Source organism: Bacillus sp. UNC437CL72CviS29, assembly GCF_000482345.1.
Lineage (GTDB): Bacteria > Bacillota > Bacilli > Bacillales > Bacillaceae_G > Bacillus_A > Bacillus_A arachidis.
The window spans coordinates 1-23,060 of the sequence record NZ_AXVB01000025.1 but is presented as its reverse complement, the minus strand read 5'-3'; the positions used below and the strand labels follow the sequence as shown (position 1 = coordinate 23,060).

Sequence of the window (23,060 nt, the reverse complement as noted above, 5' to 3'; positions counted from 1 at the left end):
ATACATATTGGAAAGAAACTATCATTCTCCTGTGTCTAAACAAAAAAAGTTTCTTCTTGACGAAGAAACTTTTTAACTATTTCAATAGAAGTGATTGCCTGTACTGGATCATGAGTCATGATATGTATATGTTTATTACTAAGAAGTAACCAAGCATTCTATCGATTTACATATGTATCAAACCAAAGCTGAATATATCCCGCTGTGACACGCTGCGCCTCTACTAAACGTTTTCCTGCTGTTGGTGTAACTTCTGCACGCCATTTATCTGCATATTCTTGTGAAACTGCCGCTCTTACGAACCAATCTTTTGTAGTGCCATTTACAATACCGGCATAATCTTGCTTAGCAGCTACAGCCGCTCCATGAATCCAGTCTTCAGGGTTTAGTCCTTTCCAATTCCAATAGCCATTTCCATCAGTCACTTTATAATTATCCTTTACTGTATCAACAAAGTTTTCAAATTTAGAATGGAAACCTTGTGGATAAGAAAGATTAGTAAAGTTTGCTGCATGCATTGGTTGATTTACATCTCCTAAGTAATGCAGCGATAATCCTAAATAGAAGAATGCTTGTTTCATATCTCGCTTTTGATAAGATTCACCAGCAAGTTTAAAGTATTTAGCCCCCGTTTCTTTTGCCTGCTTAGCGAAAGGAATATACGTCTTCCCTGTATCAGGATCATAGAAATGAGAAGCAAATGTACTATTATCATAGTAAGGGTTTTCATAATCAGCAGCATAAATACCATTCTCTAGCTCTGTACGCCATTCATTTAATAAGGTGACTTGATCTTGTTTTACAATTGTTGTATTACGGGACATAATATCAATTGCACGATTGACAATCCACAAATGGGAGTTTGTCCCTTCTGCATGTTTATCTTCCGCAGACCAATATTGAATTACTCTTACCTTATTTCCGCTCTCATTTTCATGGGCAAATGCTACACTTTGCAATGGTGCTACTAATGTAATAGCTGCTGCTAGGGCTAATACTTTCTTTTTCATATGAAAACCTCCGCTTATATTTATTTTACTTTAAATATGTAGGTCATATGGTTGATCTAAGATTAGAATATCCCGCCTTTCTATTCATTTCTATTGAAAAATAAATTATGCAAATGTTCACATCATGACTCATTCATATTTTAGTAAACGAATATTAATTTTCTGCAAAGAAACAGCTAAAATATTGTAAAAAAATAAAGCAACCAGGTGCATATCCTGATTGCTTTTACTCCTTCTTTCTCCCTGCTAATATACTTGGCAATTGAACATTTACTGCGAGCTTGTGAACAAGCCCAAACACTATACCAATTCCAATGAAAATATAGAATATCGTAAAGATTTTCCCAAAGTCTATTTGCGGAGTTCCCCCCATAGCCAACTGTCGTTAATGTTCCACTCCATCCCCAAAGGCATTACCTCACCATCAATACACCAGTACCTTGCTGATTGTTGTTTGTAATACTGGTCTACAGATATGAAATTTCTTCCTTTTGAACAAATTTTGGTTTCCATACCGATCCTGCCTCTTTTTTAAAGTAATAGTATCAGTACGTTCAAGATTTACAGATTCATTGCAAGTGTTTTGAAGTTCTTGCACCATAACCATCACCTTTCTATACATAAAAAAAGTAGCCCTCTTCTATTTCTAGAAAAAGGCTACTTTCTTCTATATTATACATTATTTAGGCGAAACAAGAATTTTCACTTGATTTTTATCTTTTACGAGCGCTTCAAATCCTTCTTCTACAACTTGATCCACAGTAATTTTTTTCGTAATTAATTTCTCTGCTTGAATTTGTCCAGAGCTAATTAATTTAATAGCAGATGGGAAGATATGACGGTATCCAAGAATACCTACAATTTCTTTTTCTTTTAATACTAAGTTGTTTGGGGTAATTGTCGCATCTTTTTCCCATACACTGACAATTACAGTTTGTCCTTCAAAGCTTGTACTTTCAATCGCTTGACGAAGTACAACTTCAACACCTGTTACTTCGAAGCTAACATTTACACCTAAACCGTTTGTTAAGTTACGGATTTCTGCTAGTACCTCTTGTTCTGCTGGATTTAATACATAATCAGCACCCGCTATTTTTGCTAACTCTTGACGTTCTTTAGAAAGTTCAACTGCGATAACAGGCGTTGCACCTGCCGCTTTAACAGCTTGGATAACAAGAAGTCCAATCGGTCCACAGCCAAATACAGCTACAGCTTCACCTTCTTTTAATTTACTTTGACGTACTGCATGAACTGCAACTGCTGCTGGTTCTACAAGTGCACCTTGTTCATAAGTCATTTCATCCGGGATATGGTGAACCATATCTGCTGGAACTACAGTATATTCAGAGAAGCCACCGCCATCTCCACCAAGACCATGGAAAACAAGTTGTTCACAAACGTTGTAATGACCATGTTTACAAGCTTCACATTTGCCACAAGAATAAATAGGTTCTACAACAACGCGGTCCCCAACTTTATGAGTTGTAACGCCTTCACCAATTTCAACTACTTCCCCACTAAATTCATGACCTAAAATAACAGGTGCTTTCACATGTGTTAATGGATGTTCTTCTGTTGGAATAAAAATAGGTCCCGCTAAATATTCGTGTAAATCTGTTCCACAAATACCACACCATTTAATTTTGATTTTTACTGCTCCTGGCCGAACAGCTGGTTCTGGAACTTCTTCTACTCTTACATCACGTTGATCATACCAAAGTAATGCTTTCATTTTATGCATCCCTCTCTATGTACATATACTTAACCTAGTGAAGTTTACTAATCTATTATAGTACTTTTATCCATATATTTCAAAAAACCAAACTGAAATTCACCAAATTTTAACGAAAAAAGTTCACTTTTTTGTCACTTTGTACTTTTTTCCACATCTGTTAATTCAATTTCATTGCAGGTGAAATTCGCATTATGCCATAATAGCAGAGGAGAGGTGAACATCACTTGAAATATTTCATTTATTTTATTGTTATCGTAGCGTTTTTAGATACATTTTCACAATTACCAATTATGAGTACTTACGCGCAAAGCCTCGGGGGAACCCCTCTTATTATCGGCCTTGTTGTAGGTATGTACTCGTTTGCCAATATGATTGGAAATATTATCGCAGGTGCATCTGTTGATAAATTTGGTGCAAAGAAAGTTCTCTATATGAGTATGGGAATTACAAGTTTCATAGTACTATTGTATACCGTTGTTCAGAGCGGCGAGCAATTACTCATCGTTCGCTTTTTACATGGATTTAGTGACGGCTTCTTAATTCCTGCAGCCTTTACTTTCTTATCTAAACAAACAAAATCAACAAAACAAGGAAAAGCAATGGCACTATCTGGTGCCGCTGTCGGAACAGCAGCTATCGTTGGTCCAGCCTTCAGTGGAATTATGAAAGCAAAAGTAGGCGTTGAATGGGTCTTTATTACGATTTCGCTCTTAATGGTACTCGGTACAATCGTGGCCCTTTTCTTATTACCAAACAATGTGACTAGAAAAGATACATCACGAACGCAAATGATGAACAAAGAAGATATGATAGGATTACTAAGATCCGAACCATTATTACAAGCCTATATTGGCGCTTTTACATTAATGTTCTCACAAGGTATCGTCACATATATGTTACCTGTAAAAGTAGAGGCATTAGCACTCAAAGCGTCTACAACAGGTATGATGTTAAGTGTCTTTGGGATTACTGCCATCCTCTTCTTCTTGCTACCAACAAATCGTATTTATGATCGATTTGACCGTTCAAAGATGATGGTAATCGGTATTGCAGTCATGGCACTTGCCTTATCATTACTTGGTATATTTACAACAAAAGGCATGCTCTTTGTTGTTATGATGATTTACGGAATTGGATTCGCCATCCTCTTCCCATCTATTAATGCTTTACTTGTTGAAAATACAACTGAAGATAAACGCGGGAAGGCATTCGGATTATTTTATGCTTTCTTCTCATTAGGCGTTGTCGCTGGATCCTTTACAGTTGGAGCAATCGGGGCATCACCAAGTGTAAGCTTTGTAATTGGAACAGCATTCTTACTCACATTTGCTGGAATGATTTATGTCAGAGGAAAAATAAAAAAGACAATGATGAATTAACTCATCATTGTCTTTTTTTAATTAAATCTTTATTATAAAACCTCAACATATGAAGGATTAGCAGTTATATAGTTTCCTGATTTTAGCTTATACATTTTTGAACCATTTACAGTTAACGTTTCCACAACAGTGAACACATCACCTTTTTTCACAGTACCAGCCTTTGCATTCCAATCAGGTTGATTATAATAATATAATTCTTCTGCTTTCACACGAACTAAAAATGTTTTCTTCTGTAATCCAAATGCCTTTACTAAGCCATTTACATGCCCTCTTGCAAGTTGTTCTCTAAATGTTGCATTACCTAATTTTTGTGCATCTTCTGCTCGATCAATAAATCCATTTTCAGTTAATACTGCTGGCATATTCGTTTCTCTTAACACATGGAAATTACTCGTTTTAACTCCTCTATCATAAAGGTCAGTTGTTTTCATAATTTCTTGATGAATTACATTTTGGTAAGTCGTAGTTGGTGCTCCTGCATTTGGATAACTATAATCTTCATAGCCAGTGCCACCACCACTATTAATATGTACAGATAAGAAAAAGTCTGCTCCCCAATTATTTGCATCAGTTGTTCGCTGCGTTAACGTAGGGTATACATCACTCGTACGACTCATTTTAAGTTCATAACCTGTATACTCTGCATTTAAAATGTTACGAATACGTGTTGCAATATCTAATGTTAAGTCTTTTTCTCTTAAACCATTTCCAATCGCTCCTGTATCCGTTCCGCCATGACCTGGATCAAGATAAATCTTAACTGTCTCCGCACTTGCATGTGTAGTTGGTATAGCAAAATACATACATGCTACACATAATAAAACAATACTACCTTTCACAAAAGCTGATAATTTTTTCAATGCTGTCACTTACTTTACTCTCCCTTTGTGTATGGATTTACAAATATTCCCTACATTCTAAGTCTGCTAGACTCTACATCCTCTTCCTAAAAAAGGATTTCTATTAAACTATTAAACTATCACTATCTTATTAATCCTTTTGAATTTTACTCAAAATAAAAGACAAAATCAATATATAATTTTGTTTTTTATAAATAATTATTATTTTAGATTCAAAATTAGTAAAATCTTGAAATATATGTATTTATTCACGTTAAAAAAAGGGGTAAACTCTATTTGTCTCTATATTTTAAAAATATATTTTTATCATGTTTCATAAGTTTATTACTTCCGATTTTTATTTACTATATTTAAAAATTCCTATTGTTCTTTTTTACTTTTCAGTAATAAGCGTATTCGAATACTACGCATTGTAATTTGTTGAAACTCCTCTTTCTTCTATACCAATCATCTTGATACAATCTTCCCCCATGAACATGGATATTTTTATTTAGCACCTTATTTCAACATACATCTCAAGATTTCACCGTCAATTTCCCTCTCCTAATAATCCATAATGCATTGTACTTTTTAACAAAACAGGAAAAAATATAAGCGCAGTGAGTACATGCCCTATAATAGAAAAATAATCGACTACTAACTCTTTTATTCGTGCCCAGATAAAGGTAAAGAATGGAATAATAAAGATATCTATCGCAATTAAAAATGGCGTTACTTTTGTTTCTTTCTTTTTAATAAAAGAAACCCTATCTTATAATTAGAAATGCCAATAATCTTGTGTAAAAGCTATAACTCTTCACTCATTTTTTAAAATGCATAAACACCAACTATATCTCGACAATTTCCTCGGAAATATTCCTATTCCCTACAACATTTGATAGACACTTCATGACTTAAAAAGAAATGTTATTACAGGTATCTGTTGTTATTTTCAGTATCGTTGCAACATATTTATAGGAATTTTTAACCATCTAAATAACAAAAAAATCACAACTCAAACAAATGAGCTGTGATTTTTTATTATATGTTTATTTCTCTTGTGTTTTTTCCCAATCAGCTAAGAATTTCTCAATTCCTTGATCTGTTAACGGATGTTTCACTAATGCTCCGATTACATTCGCTGGAATTGTTGCGATGTGTGCGCCATTTAATGCTGCGTCAGTTACGTGAACACTATGACGTACAGATGCTGCAATAATTTCTGTTTCAATACCGTGAATTGCAAAAATCTCAGCAATTTGGCGAATTAAGTCCATACCATTATGACCAATATCATCTAAGCGACCTAAGAATGGAGATACATATGTTGCACCAGCACGTGCTGCAAGTAATGCTTGTACTGCAGAGAACACTAATGTAACGTTTGTACGAATTCCTAAATCTGAGAATGCTTTTACTGCTTTTAATCCTTCTTTTGTCATTGGAACTTTTACAACAACGTTTGGAGCGATTTTTGCTAATTCTTTTCCTTCTTCAATCATTTTATCTGCTTCTAGGCTAATAACCTCTGCACTTACGGGTCCTTCTACAACATTGCAAATTTCACGAATGCGTTCATGGAAATCCACGCCTTCTTTTGCTACAAGTGATGGATTTGTTGTTACGCCTGCTAATACACCTAGTTCATTTGCTTCTTTGATCTCGTTAATATTTGCTGTATCAATAAAAAATTTCATTTGTTATTCTTCCTTCCTAAATGTAAGTTTATATTTTATTTTTTCTTAATAAGCTCTAATTCAATCGGAATGAATTTTTCCACTTTTTTACCTTGGGTCACTTGTTTTGCTGTTTCCATCGCTTTCTCTCCGATTAATTCTGGTTTTTGTGCAACAGTTGCTGCCATACGTCCCTCATTAACCGCTTTTACAGCATCGTCCGTTGCATCAAAACCAACAACAGCCACATCTGTTTTTCCAGCAGATTTTAATGCTTCAAGTGCGCCTAATGCCATTTCATCATTATGAGCAAATACTGCTTTAATATCGCTATTAGCTTGTAAAATATTCTCCATAACGGACAATCCTTTGGCACGGTCAAAATCAGCAGCTTGCTTAGCAGTAACTTTTAACCCCTTATCAGCTACTTTATGGAATCCTTTCCCACGCTCACGTGCAGCAGATGATCCAGGAATTCCTTCTAGCTCAGCAACGCTTGCCCCTTCACCAATAAGTTCATGAATGTATTCGCCTGCCATTTTGCCACCTTCGATATTATCTGAAGCAATATGAGAAACAACTTTCCCTGAGTTTGCAACACGGTCTACTGTAATAACAGGAATATTCGCCGCATTTGCTGCACTCACTGCTGAAGCAACCGCATCTGAATCTGTTGGGTTAATAACAACTACATCAACGCCTTTTTGAATTAAATCTTCGACATCATTTGTTTGCTTAGCTGCATCATTTTGTGCATCAACAGCAATCAATTCGATATCACTTTCTTTCGCTTTCTTTTCTGCACCTTTTTTCAATGTGACGAAAAATGGATTATTTAAAGTGGAAACAGAAAATCCAACTTTAATAGTTTTATTTCTCCCTTTTTCGCCAGAATCCTTTGCCCATTCCGGTGGTTCCATTGAACATCCGGCAGTAATTACCATGATAAATGCAACGAGCATAAGCAACCATTTTTTCATGAATTGTCCCTCCATTACGCTTCTTTTCGACGATCAATTAATACAGCAAGTAAGATAACAAGCCCTTTGACAACTTGTTGGAAGAAAGAAGATACCCCTAATAAATTTAAGCCGTTGTTTAATACACCGATAATAAGTACACCGATGAATGTACCAACAATCCATCCTCTTCCGCCCGAAAGACTTGTTCCTCCTAAAACAACTGCAGCAATTGCATCTAATTCGTAAGAAGAACCAGCAGTTGGCTGTGCAGAATCTAAGCGCGATGTTAACACAATACCTGCAAGCGCTGCCAAAATACCAGAAAGACCGTAAATCATTATTTTTATTCTCGTTACATTAATACCTGATAGTGCCGCTGCTTCTTCATTCCCACCAATTGCAAAAGTACGGCGACCAAATGTTGTTTTCTTTAAAATAAAGTACAGAACTGCGAAAGCAATCATCATCGTTACAGCTGGTACAGGAATACCAAGGAAATAACCACGACCAAACATTTGAAACATTAAGTGATCACCAAGGCCAGTGATCGGACGTCCGTCCATGTAAACAAGCGTGAGCCCTCGGAAAATGGTCATTGTTGCTAATGTCGCAATAAATGGTGCCACTTTTCCTTTTGTAATAATGATACCGTTTACAATCCCCATTACAAGACCTGCTAACAATCCAATTGCCATTGCAAGGAACGGATCCATGCCACTTGCCATCATTCCAGCAACAAGTGCACTTGATAATGCTAAAATAGAACCTACCGATAAGTCAATACCCCCAGTTAAAATAACGAAGGTCATTCCAAATGCAATGAGTGCATTAATCGACACTTGTCGCAAAATATTAAATAAATTTGGAATCTCAATAAAAGCTGGATTTAATGCTGTAATAACTACAATAATCAGTACCAATCCAATTAAAGAACCTAGCTGCTGCAATATATTTCCCTTTTTAGCCATACCTTACTCTCCCCCTGTAGCTAATGCCATAATGGACTCTTGTGTTGCTTTATCTTTCTCTAAAATACCGCCTACTTTTCCTTCATGAATAACAAGGACTCGATCGCTCATCCCTAATACTTCTGGAAGTTCAGATGAAACCATAATAACGGCATCTCCTTGATTTGTAAGCTTGTTCATAATAGAATAAATTTCTTTTTTTGCTCCAACATCAACCCCTCGAGTTGGTTCATCTAAAATTAACAGCTGTGGATGGATTCCTAGCCATTTTGCAATCACAACTTTTTGTTGATTCCCACCAGAAAGCGACTTGACAGCTTGTTCTCCATTTGCCGCTTTTACATTAAGGAGCTTCATCATGTCCTCTGTAAACTGTGCTTCTGCCCCATTATCCATCACACTACCTTTTGAAAGGCTCTCTAAATTTGGCAATGCTAAATTTTCACGAATTGAAAAATCTAATACAAGTCCTTCTGATTTTCTATCCTCTGTAATAAAGGCAATTCGCTGCCGTATTGCATCAATTGGGCTATCAATTTTTACCTCTCGACCGTTCATAAATATTTGGCCTGAGTCTAACGGTTCATGTCCAAATATTGCTTTCATAATATCTGTACGCCCTGCCCCCATTAATCCAGCAACACCGAGAATTTCCCCTCTTCTCACTTGAAACGAAATATTTTCGAACTTTCCTTCTTTCGTTCCGTTGCGCATTTCAAAGATGACTTCGCCAATCTTAGCATCGCGCTCTGGATAACGTTCTCCAATGCTACGGCCAACCATCATACTTACTACTTCATCAAATGATGTTTCAGGAATTAACCGTGTTCCAACATATTCTCCATCACGTAAAATTGTAATGGCGTCACAGATTGAAAAAATTTCTTCCATGCGATGCGAAATATAAACGAACGATACACCTTCTTTACGTAATTTATTTATAACCGTAAAGAGCGTTTCAATTTCGCGGTCCGTTAATGCCGCTGTCGGCTCGTCCATAATAATAACGCTCGCATTTGTCATTAAAGCCTTACCAATTTCAATAATTTGCTGTTGCCCAACTGATAATTCCCCGGCAAGCATAGCCCCTTTTACGTGAAGTCCTAAACTTGCTAATTGGCTCTCTGCGATGTCATTCATTTGACGTGTACGCAGTATGCCTGTTTTCCCATACATAAGCTCTTTTCCAAGAAACATATTTTCAGCAACTGTTAAATTCGGTAATATATTCAGTTCTTGATGAATAAAAGCAATCCCATATTCTTCAGCTTCTTTTGCATTTTTAAATATGCGTTCTTTTCCATCAATTATGACTTGGCCAGTATCTTTCGTGTACACACCTGTTAAAATCTTCATAAGCGTTGATTTACCCGCTCCATTTTCCCCCATCAGTGCATGGACTTCTCCTGTTTCAATGCTAAACTGTGCATTTTTCAAAACAGGATTACCATTGAACGCTTTTGAAATATTTGTCATTCCAATACGCATTCTCATCACATCCCTTTATTAAAAAATCACGCCTGCGTGTAAAATAATGTTCGCATATGGCGTTGCTTCTCCGGTACGAATAATGGCCTTTGCCCGTTTTGTACGTTCTTTAAACTGTTCATGCGATACATATTCAAAAGCGGCTTCTTTTAAGCGCGCCTCAACTTCTTTATTTATTTCTGCGTTATTCATGGTGATTTCTTCTGCTAATGTTACTTTTTCGATTGCCATATCATCTATCAAAACTTGTAACACATCTAGAAAAGATGGTTTTCCAAGCTCTACTGCTAAATCAATTCGTTTCACACCATCAGGAATCGGTAAGCCACAATCCGCAATCACAACTGTATCCGTGTGCCCAAGTGATGCTAGTACCGCGGCAATTTCACTATTTAATACACCATGCTTCTTCATCTAACAATCACCTGCACTTCTCTAAGTCTCTCCCTTGTTGGCATACCACCTTGTGCACCAAGCTTTGTTACAGAAAGACCGCCCGCAATATTTGCAAAGCGAATTGCTTTTTCAAGTGTTTCTCCTTCAGAAAGCGCGACCGCTAACGCACCATTAAATGTGTCACCCGCTCCTGTTGTATCCACTACTTCTACAGAAATACTTGGAACATGAACAATTTCTGTACCATTATGGAAGCGAACTCCTTTTCCACCTTCTGTCATCAGTAACTTATTTGGGTATTTCGCAAGTAATTCTTCAACTGGTGACGTAAAATCATCTAATACAATGCGGCACTCATGCTCATTCGGTGTAATGTACGTTGCCTTCTCCAAAATATTTGCTGGTAATACTTGTGCTGGAGCCGGATTTAACATAACTGGAACTTTATGTTCTGTGCAAATATCAAGAACATATTCCACTGTTTCTAACGGAATCTCCAGCTGAAGGACAACCATATCAGCTTTTACAAGAAGATCTTTTGCTCGGTCTACAATTTGTTGATTTACAAGACGATTCGCTCCTTGCACAACGACAATACTGTTATCTTCCTCTGCTAACACAATATGCGCAATTCCTGTCGTTTCATCTGTAACCGGTACCACATAGTCGATAAAAACACGTTCATTTTCTAAGTTTTTTCTAACTACTTTACCGTAATCATCTTCTCCTACAGCTCCAACCATCGCCACATTCGCACCTAGTCTAGCTGCGGCAACAGCTTGGTTAGCTCCTTTTCCTCCTGGCACTGTATGAAATGCTTCGCCAATTACTGTTTCTCCTGCTTTTGGTCGCTTTTTCGAAACAGCGACTAAATCCATTGAAATACTGCCGACTACTGCAATGTTTGGCATATATCTCATCTCCTTACTTCGTTGTATTTCGTTCTATAATTTCAATCGGTAAACGATAATGTCCTGTTTCTAATTTATTTCCTTCCATCTGTTCTAGCAATAATTCCGTTGCAATTCGTCCCATTTCATAAGTAGGTTGCGCAACTGTCGTAATAGATGGATACATCATTTCTGTAAATGAAATACCATCAAATCCAATGATTTGTAAATCATTTGGAATAGAAATCCCCTGTTGTAACGCCGCTTTTACTGCACCAATTGCAATCAAATCATTTCCAGCTACAATACCATCAATGTGCGGATGCACTTCTAACAATTCCATTGTCACGCGTTCGCTATCTGCTGGATCAAACGTACTCTCTGTAATCATATAAGAAAGTCCATGTTGTGTAATAACATCTACAAAACCCTCAAAACGCTCATTTGCCGTACTCACATCACGCGGACCACGAATATGAGCAATATGTTTACAGCCTTTTTCTAACAATAACTTTGTTGCCGCCTGACTTCCCGCATAGTTATCAGCATACACTGTAGGTATTCTCTCATTAAACATGCGATCAATTGCAACAACTGGCACGGAAAGGTTCATGTAATTCACACTATTTTGTGGATTCGTAGCTACAATAAATCCATCTACATTATTTTGTCTAAGCACATCAATATATTGTTTCTCTTTTTCTAAACTTTCGTCAGAGTTACAAAGTACAACTGTGTATCCTTGTTTATGCGCTACATCCTCTACGGCACGTGCAACTTCTGGAAAAAATGGATTCACAATGTTCGGAACGACTAAACCAATTAAACGAGACTTTTTATTATATAGAGAACGTGCTACTGTGCTCGGTTTATAATCCAGCATTTCAATTGCTCGCTCTACCTTTTTTAATGTATCTTCATGAACATATCCATTTTTATTTAACACTCTGGAAACAGTCGCAACAGATACTCCCGCTAATTTTGCAACGTCTTTAATTGTACTCATTTTCTTCCCTCTCCATTTCATGTAACCGTTTACAGGAAATAATATAACTCATTTATAAAAATACGTCAATCATTTATAACTAAAAAAGATTATATGTTATACACTAAAAAAAGCATCACCATAAGGCGATGCTTTTTTCTTATTATGAGTAAGATACTTTTGTATCTTTTTCTTCTACTTCAGTAGCAGGTTCTTCTGCACCTTTTTTACGATCAGAAAGCTTAATTTTTTGTAAGAAGATTGTAAATACAGCACCAACTATAATAAATACTAATCCTGTTAGGAATACACTATGAAGTGAATCCACTAAAGATGTTTTCAAAATTGGTACAATGCTATTTGAGAATGCTTCTGGCATTTGTTTTAATGCTTCTGGGCTAAATAGCATAGAATATAAACCTTGTGGATCTGTATGAATCATATCTTTAAACTTTGTCACCATTTGTCCCGCTTCTGCTGGGAATGTATCTAGTACAGGAACTAATTTATTTGTCAATGTTGTACCTGACGTATTATTCATGATGGAGCCTAAAATCGTAATCCCGAACGTCCCACCGATTTGACGGAAGAACTGACTTGAAGATGTTACAACTCCAAGATCCTTTTTCGGGAAACTTTCTTGTAATGCTAATGTTAATGTCGGCATTACAAGCCCCATTCCTAAACCAATAATCATCATATATGATGTTGCAATAAGTTTAGTTGTATGCATATCCATTGTTGTTAATAACCAAAAACCGCCAGCCATAATGAGCATACCTGTAATAATTTGTGGTTTTACGCCTACCTTTAATACAAGCTGACCACCAATAATACTCATCACAATCATCGTAACCATCATTGGTGTCATTATCGTTCCAGATTCAGCAGCACTTACGCCAACAATTCCTTGCATAAAGAATGGAACGAACATAATTGCACCAAACATTCCAATACTCATAAAGAAACCAATTGCATTTAATAGTGTAAATGTACGGTTCTTAAAGAAATGGATTGGCAAAATTGGCTCTTCTGCCTTTGTTTCCACAATAATGAAACTTACAATACCAATGACAGCCAGTGTAAATAATCCAATGATTTGCCAAGAACCCCATGCATAGTCTTTCCCACCGAATGTTAATGCAAGTAATAAACTTACAACACCAAGAATCATTGTGAAAATACCAGCAATATCGATTTTAATTGGTCCCGTTTGTTTATGTGATTTTAATCCCATTGCGATAAAGATTGTCGCTAAAATACCAACTGGTAAGTTAATATAGAATACCCATCTCCAGTTAACAGCATCAACAATCCAGCCACCAACTTGCGGTCCGATTACAGAAGCAAGGCCATATAATGCTCCAAAAATCCCTTGCCATTTCGCACGTTCTTTTCCTGTAAACATATCCCCGATAATAATCATTGCCATTGGCATCATAATACCGCCACCAAGACCTTGAATACCGCGGAAGATAATTAATTCTGTCATACCATTTGCCATACCACAAAGTGCTGAACCAACCATAAAGATGATAAGCCCTGTTATATATACGTTACGACGTCCTAATAAGTCAGCTAACTTACCTGCAATTGGTACAACTGTTGTTGATGTTAGCATATATGCTGTTGTTAACCATGTCATTAAGCTTAATCCGCCTAATTCTCCAACAATACGCGGCATCGCTGTGCCGACAATTGTTCCATCTAATGCAGCGAATAACATTGCAATAACTAAACCAATTAACAACAGCTTTCTATTTTGATTTGCTTGTTGCTCCATGTAATCTCCTCAATTCTTTTTAGTTTGTCTCTATTTCCTCAGATGCCCCGCAAATAATTGTCTCTATTTTTTCAAATAAGCGTAATAAATCTTCTCTTTCTTGTAAATCTAATTGTGAGAAGTATTTCGCAATATGCTGATTTCGAGCGATCATTGCCTCTTCTAATACATCTTTCCCCTTCTTCGTCAGCTCAATTACAACAACACGGCGATCATCTTTATCATGGTAGCGCAGTACCAACTCTTGCTCGATTAACCGATCAATCATTACTGTAATTGCACTTGGTTTCACATACATTTTCTTCGCCAATTTTGTTGCTCTTGATGCACCATAATGGTCTAAAATTTTTAAAATATAAAACTGCGGTGGTGTAAGTCCTGATGCTTGCATTTGTTCTAGTAACTCCGTTTGCATTTTCTTTCCTATAGAAAATGCTAAAGCTTGGATTCTATCAATATGAGTCATATCATTTGGCATGTTATCCACCTCTTATTTAAGCAATAAAATATTTAACGTTTTTAAATATTAAACCTTATAATTAATTTCGTCAATATTTTTATTTTGTAAAAACGTTTACATTTTTGTCACAAAGTTGTATAATTTGTGACGAAGTTAATAGCGAAGGTCATGGAGAATTAGAGTATACGACTATGAAACATAGAAAGAGCACCTTTCTATGTTTCATGGTCTTTTTTGTTTGCCATGGTATTAAACGCTTACAATAATAGAGGAGGATTTTAAGCAATGTTTCTGACTAATTTATTTAAACCTGCGCCGCATACAGAACGATTGCCTGCTGATCGCGTCGATAGCGAATACCGTAAACTGCGCTTGCAAGTGTTTTTAGGCATTTTTATTGGTTATGCAGGTTACTATCTTGTTCGCAAAAACTTTTCACTGGCAATGCCTTATCTTGTTGAACAAGGATTCAGTAAAGGTGAACTTGGTATTATCCTTTCTGCCGTATCCATTGCATATGGCTTAAGCAAGTTCATTATGGGAATTGTCTCCGACCGTTGTAACCCCCGCTACTTCTTAGCAGCAGGACTATTTTTATCCGGTATCATTAATATTATTTTCGGTTCGTTTTCTTTTATTACAACAAGCATTTTACTCATGTTTGTTCTGCAATTCTTAAACGGATGGGTACAAGGTATGGGGTGGCCTCCATGTGGTCGTACGATGGTTCATTGGTTCTCTATTAGTGAACGTGGTACAAAAATGTCTATTTGGAATGTTGCTCATAACGTCGGTGGAGCACTTATGCCGTCCCTTGTTACATTAGGGCTATATTTATTCGCTAATGATTGGAAAAGTGTATTTTACTTCCCAGGTATTCTTTCAATTTTAGTTGGGATTTATGTACTAATTACAATGCGTGATACACCTCAATCTTGCGGATTACCATCAATTGAGGAACATACAGGAGAATATCCAGCAGATGAAAAGGTAAAAGATCGTGAGCGTGAGCTTTCGGTAAAGGAAATTTTATTCAAATATGTACTGAACAATAAGTTTTTATGGTACATTGCTATTGCTAACGTATTCGTATATTTTGTACGCTATGGTGTTGTAGACTGGGCACCTACTTATTTAGTAGAGGAAAAAAGCTTTACTCATAGTAGCTCTCGTACAGCTTACGCTCTATATGAATGGGCTGGGATTCCGGGGACACTTCTTTGTGGATGGATGAGTGATAAACTCTTTAAAGGACGCCGTGCCCCTGCTGGTATTTTATTCATGGTTGGTGTATTCATTGCTGTTCTTGTTTATTGGTTAAACCCAGCTGGCCACCCAATCATCGATAGTATCGCACTTGTTGCAATTGGCTTCTTAATCTATGGACCAGTTATGTTAATTGGACTACATGCACTTGACTTAGCTCCGAAAAAAGCAGCTGGAACAGCAGCTGGTTTAACAGGATTCTTCGGCTATCTTGGCGGAGCATCATTCGCTAGTGCTGCGATGGGCTTTATCGTAGATGCTTTCGGATGGGACGGCGGTTTCATTCTATTACTTGCATCTTGTGTGCTTGCGATTGTATTCCTTGCACTTACTTTAAATACAGGATCGTCAAAATCTCAGCAAGCATAAAGTGAAACTTTAATCAGTGGAAACAACAGCTGAAATAAAATAGCTCTTAGCATTCAGATATATGCTAAGAGCTATTTTTTATTTATGCCTAGTGATATTTTCTTGCAGCCTATAACAATCATTTCCCTTCTATTTACATATATTACTTTTATTAAAACATCTGCTGAAACATTTTCATAGCAATAGCCAATATTACCGAAGTAGTAAATCCCCCTAAACAAATAAGACTCACTCCTTGACTATATGTTAAACCTTGAAATGCTTTCATTTCTTTCATCCTTTCGTTCGTTTATTTGATATCTTTATTTTACCCATGTAAGAAATTTTATAACATCGATTTCACTAACAACTGTCTTACAATATTGTAAGATTTCTACCTAATATAAATACAAATAAAAAACATAAATCTTTTTTAGGATGTAGAGATCATCCAGCCTGCCTAGAAGCGATTGGCCCTCTTCCTGCTCCATGCCAAGTGAAAACAAAAAGAAAAACAGACAACATTTCTGCCGTCTGTTACTTCACAATCATCACTGGACATCTCACTCGTTTAGCCACTTTATGACTGACACTACCAAGCACCATTTCTTGCAATGTATTTAATCCTCTGCTCCCTACTATAACAAGATCAATATCTCCTGTATTTACATATTGCACAAGTGTATTTCCTGGATCACCATGTAAAATCGTAATATTATAGGAGATCTCTTCTTGCTGTAATAAAGACTCAATTTCCTTTAATCTATCTTTTCTACTAGCTGAGATTGTCTCTATATCTGTTTGCCCCTGTATAATATCTGATTTTGCTGTTTTATTGTCTACAACATATACAACTTCAACATTTACTTCTTTACTAAATTTAGCAATATGTGCGGTATGTTTTGCTGCACGAAGCGCATGTTCTGAACCATCACATGCTAGTATAATTTGCTTGTACATATGCTGGAGCCCCTTTCATCATCATACTCGTATTATAATATAAAAAGAACTCTTTCGGTTCTCCGAAAAAGTTCTTCCTATTTAACAAACAGCTTGTTTCGCCAATTTTATAACAAGTTCTGAACTGCGCTCATTTAATCCCGTTATCTTTACTTTTACACCATTTTGCTCATACTTCATTACAACTTTATCAACTGCTGCTACTGCTGAACCATCCCATACATGAGCCTGTGTAAAATCAATTTCTACTTCCTTTACATCTCCTTTAAATTGAAATGCATTTATGAATTCTGTAGTAGATGCAAAAAAGAGTTGGCCATAAATGGCATATATTTTTTTCTCACCAACATAAAAATGTTTCACGTGAATCTTTTTTGCCATATTAAATGCGAATAAAACTGCACTTATAACTGTACCAATCATAACACCAAGAGCTAGATTATGTGTAACGAGAACAATTGTAACTGTTACAATCATAACAAAGGCATCACCTTTGGGAACTTTATGAAGAGTAAATACAGAGTTCCAATCAAATGTCCCGATAGAAACCATAATCATAACTGCAACTAATGCTGCCATCGGGATATGGACAACATAGTCACCAAGAACAAACAGCAATACAATTAAAAATCCACCTGCTACGAATGTGGATAAGCGACCACGACCACCGGATTTAATATTAATAACAGATTGTCCAATCATAGCACACCCTGCCATTCCACCAAAGAAACCAGCAACAATATTAGAAATTCCTTGTCCACGTGCCTCTTTATGCTTATTACTTGTTGTATCTGTCATATCATCTAAAAGAGATGCCGTTAATAGTGACTCTAATAAACCAATAACAGCTAACATAATAGAATACGGTAAAATAATAGCTAATGTTTCTAACGTAAATGGCACATTCGGAATACTAAAAAACGGTAATTCAGTTGGTAAACTTCCCATATCACCAACTGTACGTAATTGTAAACCGCCCAATATTGCAATACTTGTCACGACAATAATAGCAATAAGTGTAGAAGGCACTGCTGTTGTAATACGTGGAAATAGATAAATAATTGCGAGCCCTAAAGCTACTAACGCATACATTTGCCAATTCGCGCCTTGAAAATGAGGCAATTGTGCTGTAAAAACTAAAATCCCTAACGAATTCACAAATCCGCTCATGACAGAACGCGGAACAAATTTCATAAATGAACTTAGTTTTAACACGCCAAAGATAATTTGTACAACACCGGTTAAAATTGTTGTAGCAAACAAATACTGTAATCCATAATCTTTTACAATCGTTATCATCAACAGTGCCATCGCACCTGTTGCAGCAGAAATCATTCCTGGTCTTCCGCCCACAAATGAAATTGTCACTGCGATACAAAAAGCAGCGTATAATCCAACCATTGGATCTACCCCTGCAATAACAGAAAAGGCAATTGCTTCAGGAATTAAAGCTAATGCAACAACAATCCCTGATAACACATCACCTTTCACATTAGAAAACCATTCATTTTTTATAGTTTGAAACAAAAGAACACTCCTCTAATTTTTTATTTTTGATTTTCTTCATAAGAAAATCGATCCGACTGCACGAAGGCTATTATATAACGAACGTCAGATTTTCTGCTATGAAAAAGTTTCCCAAATAAAAAAGCATTGCCTGACGCAATGCTTTTTCTTTTAATGCCCACTATGCCCCTCGCCATTTTCTTGAACAATCTCTAATCTTTCATCTAATATCCCTTGTGTATCAAATGAAATATTCTCTATATTCCCTAATAAAAAACCATGGTTATATGGCCCAAGCGTTGGATCATCTTTAAACTTCGGTTTTATCATCGCTAGTAAATCATATACTGACTGCGTTACTTTACCATTCTCTAATAGAAGGACCGGTGCATGTTTCCCCATATGTGAAAACGGCGCACCAGCAATTGCTAAATCAGGTGTTTCTGTTGAAGTAAATGATACGCCATGTCCCGGCTTTTTAAATCCCCAACCAAATTTCGTTTTTTCATCTTTGAACTTTGCGAAGGCAATTGAATTCTCTGTCGGAGTTTCTCCACTAATACGGGTTACTTTGCCATGCTTACTCAATTGTTTTTCTACCTCTTTTGAAACAATTTTTTCTGGGCCTAACACATATATATTTACTTTTCCTTTTCTTGCTTTTAACGCCTCAATTGTAGCTTCGGGTACTTTATCTTTACCTACATATAAAAGAGGTTCAGGCATATGAGAAATCCAGTTCACGGCTGGAGTTGTATACAAACGCCCTTCTTCTTCAGACGAACCGACAATAACACTTTCCGGATACTTCCCTGTTATGTCTGCATATTCTTTATCAACATCTTTCGCAAACTTCGCTGGATCAGTCTCTTTTATCTGTTTTACTTTGTATTCTTTCAGTTGATCTAATACGGGAGATTCTACATCTCCCATCACCATAATTTGCGTTCCATCTTTTGTTCCAAGTGGTTTTAACCGTTTTATTTCCTTTAATGTCGCTTCCGGAATACTTTCCTTATTCATAAATAAAATAGGTCCATTGTTTGGATGATGAATGAGATCCGCACTAGCAATTCCAAGTTGCCAATGATTAACTGGTACTAAAATTACCGCTCCCGGTTGATTCTCCTTATGAGTCGCTGGCCAAATTGTTTGTGATGTTAAGACTGCCATGTGAACAGAGTCATTTGTGTTTAATCGTGTGATATTTTTTAAGCTTGTTGTTAATAAATCACGAGATGCATCGGCATTCATTTCTTTCGGTGGCATCGCTTCACGATTCATTTCCTTTTGCTGATTATTTTTCTTCTCGTTTGCAGATTCGTGATTTTTATGCTCTGTATTTGCTTGCCCACACGCTGCAAGTCCAAATGCAGCAACTATTGTCATACTCAAAACTTGAGTTACCTTTTTCACTAAATCGCCTCCATATCCATCATTTTTCAAGCCTATATCCTTTACCGAAAATGGAAATTTCAACTATACGATAGCAAGCAATTCTGAAGAAATTATGCAGATGCATCATAATCTGCACCATTTCTTCATGATTTTGCTTTACACTTTTAGTAGTGAATACAAATACGGAGGATATTATATGATGGATATACTACTTGTAGATGATGAAACGCGTATGCTGGAATTAGTAGCACTTTATCTTACTCCTAGAGGATATAACTGCATTTGTGTCACTTCTGGACAAGAAGCCCTTTCCTATATAGAAAAACAAAATTTCAAGTTCATTCTTCTCGATATTATGATGCCGAAAATGGATGGATGGGAAACATGCAAAAGGATCCGTTCATTTAGTAACGTTCCTATTATTATGGTAACCGCACGCGATCAAACGATTGATGTTGTTCAAGGATTAAAAATTGGGGCTGATGATTATATAACGAAACCTTTTCAAGAAGAAGAATTATTAGCACGTATTGAAGCTGTATTACGGCGTAGTAATCAACATGAGCAACTACGCTATAAAGGAATTTTGTGGGATGAAGCGAGACACTTTATCTCCGTTTATGATCAAGAACTCCTCCTTACACCAATCGAATTTTCTTTACTTGGGTTATTTTTACATCATGTGAACTATGTATTAAGTCGCGATCAGCTTATTGAGCGGATTTGGGGGCTAGATACAAATACAGAGGATCGTACAGTAGATTCTCATATTCGTAATTTGCGTGATAAATTACGAAAGGCCAAATTCCCAATTGATAAACATTTAAAAACCGTGTATGGAATTGGCTATCGATGGATTGATATTGAAAATTAAGGAGTAACGCGATGAAACGGATTTCTGTTCAACTTGGATTTTATTTTTTAATTGTTACACTTCTAATTGAGAGCGTTTTATTTATATTACTCTATTATAGTCTTGTAAATAATAGGGTAAACGAAGAGATGACAGCATTATTAAAACGCGGAAATAGCCACCGAGATGTACTCGAAAAACATTTTGATTCGCAAACTATTTCTCATGTCGCCTTAATGGAGTCAGAAGCTGAAACAAAGGTTGTCATAACAAATACCAATAAAGAAATATTAGCAAATTCTAATGATATAGATTCCACTATAAAGAGGCACATTATTGGAATGATAGCAGATACGAACCACAACGGAACTATCGTGGAGAATCACTGGAAAACTTCTAATTATATATGCACAGTTAGTCCAATAATAATAGAAGGAAAAATGCAAGGTTATGTTTATATGTTTCTTGGCACAAGTTCCATTAAACAAATGATTGCAGGTCTTACAAAACAATTTCTTGTTGCTGGTGCTGTTACATTCATTTTAACATTCATTACGATATTTCTTCTATCACGTCTGTTAACGAAGCCGCTCCTCCGTATGAAGCATGCTACTGAAAAAATGAGTCATGGTGATTTATCCGTCTCTTTAACTAGTACTCGAAATGATGAAATCGGCGAACTTGCCGTGTCTATCCAAACGCTCGCAAATGATTTACATTACATGAAAAAAGAACGCAGTGAATTTTTGGCAAGTGTCGCTCATGAACTAAGAACACCGCTAACTTATGTAAGAGGATATGCAGACATCGCCATGAAAAACGGTACATCTCCTGAGCAGCGTCAAAGGTATTTATCGATTATAAGAGACGAAGCTGATTCTATTACAAATTTAGTACAGGACTTGTTTTTACTTGCTCAAATGGAAAATCATAATTTTTCTATTCAGGCAAGGGAAGTACACTTGCAAACCTTCCTTTCTCGCATTGTTACAAAAGTGAATATGATGTATGAAGCGAAACATATCCACGTTTCTTCAACATGTTCTTCTTCACTTTCCATAGTTCTTGATGAACAAAGATTTGAACAAGTTATTGTTAATATTTTAAATAATGCTTATGCACATTCAGCTGAACATTCTCGAATTATAATTTCCGTTACAGAGCATAAAACACAAATTGAAATTGCCATACAAGATACTGGAGAAGGAATTCCAAAAGAAAATATTCCACACATTTTCGAACGATTTTATCGCGTTGATAAAGCAAGATCTCGTTCAACTGGTGGAACTGGATTAGGGCTTGCTATTGTTAAAGAGATAGTTGAACTACATGATGGAGAAATTACTGTCACAAGTGAAGTAAATCAAGGTTCTTGCTTTACTATTTCATTACCCACCAATATGTGAAAAAGCTTTAGACAACTTGATAAGGAAGATAGGTGGGGGACAGGTGACGCTTATAATAAAAAACAGAAGTCATTCGTAAAAATGACTTCTGTCGTTCAAAACTTTTTATTGAACTCTTCATGGAATACCTTTACTAAACGGCTGAATTCGTTTCATAATTTAAATTCCATCATTTGCAAATTCAAAAAAGTTTTTTTTGCTAAAAACTCGAGTTTATCAACAATTTTTATTTATTTTTTAATAAATTGTTGCGTCCAAATATTTCCTTGTTTCACGTAACCAACACCTATATAAGTAAAATTCCTATTTAGAATATTCGCACGGTGCCCTGGACTGTGCATCCAAGCATCCATAACTCCTTCTGGTGTTTGTTGCCCTTTAGCGATATTTTCACCTGCTGCTGAATAAGAAATACCAAAACGTTTCATCATGTCAAATGGCGAATTATAAACTGGACTATTATGATCAAAATAATTATTTGTCAACATATCCTCTGATTTTAAACGTGCTACTTTACTAAGCTCTGTATCTATCTGCAATGGAGATAAGCCAACTTTCGCTCGTTCTACATTAACTAGCTCCACAACACGTTTTTCAAACGCATTTAGTACATGACCTTTATTCTCTTGTTTTTTAGCTTCTTCCTGCTTTCTAGCCTCTTCTTGCTTTCTAGCTTCTTCCTGCTTTCTAGCCTCTTCTTGCTTTCTAGCTTCTTCTTGCTTTCTAGCTTCTTCCTGCTTTCTAGCTTC

21 protein-coding genes and 1 pseudogene are annotated in these 23,060 nt (G+C 36.3%); 4 read left to right on the top strand and 18 right to left on the bottom strand.

Translation table 11 applies throughout. The features are described 5' to 3' along the window. Positions 1 to 158: 158 nt before the first annotated feature. The 3 genes and pseudogenes from cerA to bdhA all read right to left on the bottom strand — a co-directional run bounded on the left by cerA (position 159) and on the right by bdhA (position 2,742). The gene (gene cerA / locus M014_RS0117855) at positions 159 to 1,010 is read right to left on the bottom strand and encodes a phospholipase CerA (RefSeq protein ID WP_026592940.1); all 852 of its coding nucleotides are present in this window, start codon (positions 1,008 to 1,010) and stop codon (positions 159 to 161) included. Between the two features lie 226 nt (positions 1,011 to 1,236). Beyond that, a pseudogene (locus M014_RS29305) lies at positions 1,237 to 1,402 on the bottom strand (ion channel); the annotation flags it as partial. Positions 1,403 to 1,689: 287 nt separating this feature from the next. After that, entirely contained in the window at positions 1,690 to 2,742 is a 1,053-nt protein-coding gene (gene bdhA, locus M014_RS0117845) for a (R,R)-butanediol dehydrogenase (RefSeq protein ID WP_026592939.1), read from the bottom strand. Positions 2,743 to 2,969: 227 nt separating this feature from the next. Here bdhA and M014_RS0117840 point away from each other — a divergent pair, with 227 nt between their 5' ends. Then, positions 2,970 to 4,124, top strand: a complete 1,155-nt coding sequence (locus M014_RS0117840; protein WP_026592938.1) for an MFS transporter — start codon at positions 2,970 to 2,972, stop codon at positions 4,122 to 4,124. 32 nt (positions 4,125 to 4,156) lie between these two features. Here M014_RS0117840 and M014_RS0117835 read toward each other — a convergent pair whose 3' ends face one another. From M014_RS0117835 to M014_RS0117790, 10 genes are all read right to left on the bottom strand, one after another. Further along, positions 4,157 to 4,996, bottom strand: coding sequence for an N-acetylmuramoyl-L-alanine amidase (locus M014_RS0117835; RefSeq protein WP_026592937.1), 840 nt, complete (start codon positions 4,994 to 4,996; stop codon positions 4,157 to 4,159). A 1,019-nt stretch (positions 4,997 to 6,015) separates the two neighbouring features. Next, on the bottom strand, positions 6,016 to 6,663 hold the full coding sequence (gene fsa / locus M014_RS0117830) for a fructose-6-phosphate aldolase (RefSeq protein WP_026592936.1): 648 nt from the start codon (positions 6,661 to 6,663) through the stop codon (positions 6,016 to 6,018). Positions 6,664 to 6,698: 35 nt separating this feature from the next. Further along, positions 6,699 to 7,622 carry a ribose ABC transporter substrate-binding protein RbsB gene (gene rbsB / locus M014_RS0117825; protein WP_026592935.1) on the bottom strand — a complete coding sequence of 308 codons (924 nt, stop codon included), beginning with the start codon at positions 7,620 to 7,622 and terminating at the stop codon, positions 6,699 to 6,701. A 14-nt stretch (positions 7,623 to 7,636) separates the two neighbouring features. After that, entirely contained in the window at positions 7,637 to 8,572 is a 936-nt protein-coding gene (locus M014_RS0117820) for an ABC transporter permease subunit (RefSeq protein ID WP_026592934.1), read from the bottom strand. Between the two features lie 3 nt (positions 8,573 to 8,575). After that, positions 8,576 to 10,060: a sugar ABC transporter ATP-binding protein gene (locus tag M014_RS0117815; protein WP_026592933.1), complete on the bottom strand. Its 1,485-nt coding sequence runs from the start codon at positions 10,058 to 10,060 to the stop codon at positions 8,576 to 8,578. A gap of 18 nt (positions 10,061 to 10,078) precedes the next feature. After that, positions 10,079 to 10,474: a D-ribose pyranase gene (gene rbsD, locus M014_RS0117810; RefSeq protein WP_026592932.1), complete on the bottom strand. Its 396-nt coding sequence runs from the start codon at positions 10,472 to 10,474 to the stop codon at positions 10,079 to 10,081. Further along, positions 10,471 to 11,367 carry a ribokinase gene (rbsK, locus tag M014_RS0117805; RefSeq protein ID WP_026592931.1) on the bottom strand — a complete coding sequence of 299 codons (897 nt, stop codon included), beginning with the start codon at positions 11,365 to 11,367 and terminating at the stop codon, positions 10,471 to 10,473. The genes rbsD and rbsK overlap by 4 nt, the downstream gene beginning before the upstream one ends. Before the next feature lie 13 nt (positions 11,368 to 11,380). Next, positions 11,381 to 12,352, bottom strand: coding sequence for a LacI family DNA-binding transcriptional regulator (locus M014_RS0117800; RefSeq protein ID WP_026592930.1), 972 nt, complete (start codon positions 12,350 to 12,352; stop codon positions 11,381 to 11,383). 142 nt (positions 12,353 to 12,494) lie between these two features. Then, positions 12,495 to 14,114, bottom strand: coding sequence for an MDR family MFS transporter (locus M014_RS0117795; RefSeq protein ID WP_026592929.1), 1,620 nt, complete (start codon positions 14,112 to 14,114; stop codon positions 12,495 to 12,497). A 19-nt stretch (positions 14,115 to 14,133) separates the two neighbouring features. Next, positions 14,134 to 14,592, bottom strand: a complete 459-nt coding sequence (locus M014_RS0117790) for a MarR family winged helix-turn-helix transcriptional regulator (protein ID WP_026592928.1) — start codon at positions 14,590 to 14,592, stop codon at positions 14,134 to 14,136. A 267-nt stretch (positions 14,593 to 14,859) separates the two neighbouring features. Here M014_RS0117790 and glpT point away from each other — a divergent pair, with 267 nt between their 5' ends. Beyond that, positions 14,860 to 16,209 carry a glycerol-3-phosphate transporter gene (glpT, locus tag M014_RS0117785; protein ID WP_026592927.1) on the top strand — a complete coding sequence of 450 codons (1,350 nt, stop codon included), beginning with the start codon at positions 14,860 to 14,862 and terminating at the stop codon, positions 16,207 to 16,209. Positions 16,210 to 16,360: 151 nt separating this feature from the next. On the opposite strand, the gene M014_RS28585 is transcribed toward glpT, so the two are convergent. The 4 genes from M014_RS28585 to M014_RS0117765 all read right to left on the bottom strand — a co-directional run bounded on the left by M014_RS28585 (position 16,361) and on the right by M014_RS0117765 (position 20,043). Beyond that, positions 16,361 to 16,477, bottom strand: coding sequence for a DUF4027 family protein (locus M014_RS28585; protein WP_081811076.1), 117 nt, complete (start codon positions 16,475 to 16,477; stop codon positions 16,361 to 16,363). A 248-nt stretch (positions 16,478 to 16,725) separates the two neighbouring features. Beyond that, positions 16,726 to 17,148, bottom strand: a complete 423-nt coding sequence (locus M014_RS0117775) for a universal stress protein (protein ID WP_026592926.1) — start codon at positions 17,146 to 17,148, stop codon at positions 16,726 to 16,728. Positions 17,149 to 17,229: 81 nt separating this feature from the next. Next, entirely contained in the window at positions 17,230 to 18,675 is a 1,446-nt protein-coding gene (locus tag M014_RS0117770; RefSeq protein WP_026592925.1) for a SulP family inorganic anion transporter, read from the bottom strand. Positions 18,676 to 18,825: 150 nt separating this feature from the next. Then, positions 18,826 to 20,043 (bottom strand): cell wall-binding repeat-containing protein, encoded by a 1,218-nt coding sequence (locus M014_RS0117765; RefSeq protein ID WP_442852740.1) that lies wholly within the window; start codon positions 20,041 to 20,043, stop codon positions 18,826 to 18,828. Positions 20,044 to 20,197: 154 nt separating this feature from the next. Here M014_RS0117765 and M014_RS0117760 point away from each other — a divergent pair, with 154 nt between their 5' ends. Next, a complete protein-coding gene (locus M014_RS0117760) occupies positions 20,198 to 20,926 on the top strand; it encodes a response regulator transcription factor (RefSeq protein ID WP_170833696.1) in 729 nt (242 codons plus the stop codon). Between the two features lie 11 nt (positions 20,927 to 20,937). Beyond that, positions 20,938 to 22,311 (top strand): sensor histidine kinase, encoded by a 1,374-nt coding sequence (locus M014_RS0117755; RefSeq protein ID WP_026592922.1) that lies wholly within the window; start codon positions 20,938 to 20,940, stop codon positions 22,309 to 22,311. 230 nt (positions 22,312 to 22,541) lie between these two features. Here M014_RS0117755 and M014_RS0117750 read toward each other — a convergent pair. Then, a partial coding sequence (locus M014_RS0117750; protein WP_026592921.1) for a CAP domain-containing protein occupies positions 22,542 to 23,060 on the bottom strand: 519 nt, incomplete at its 5' end.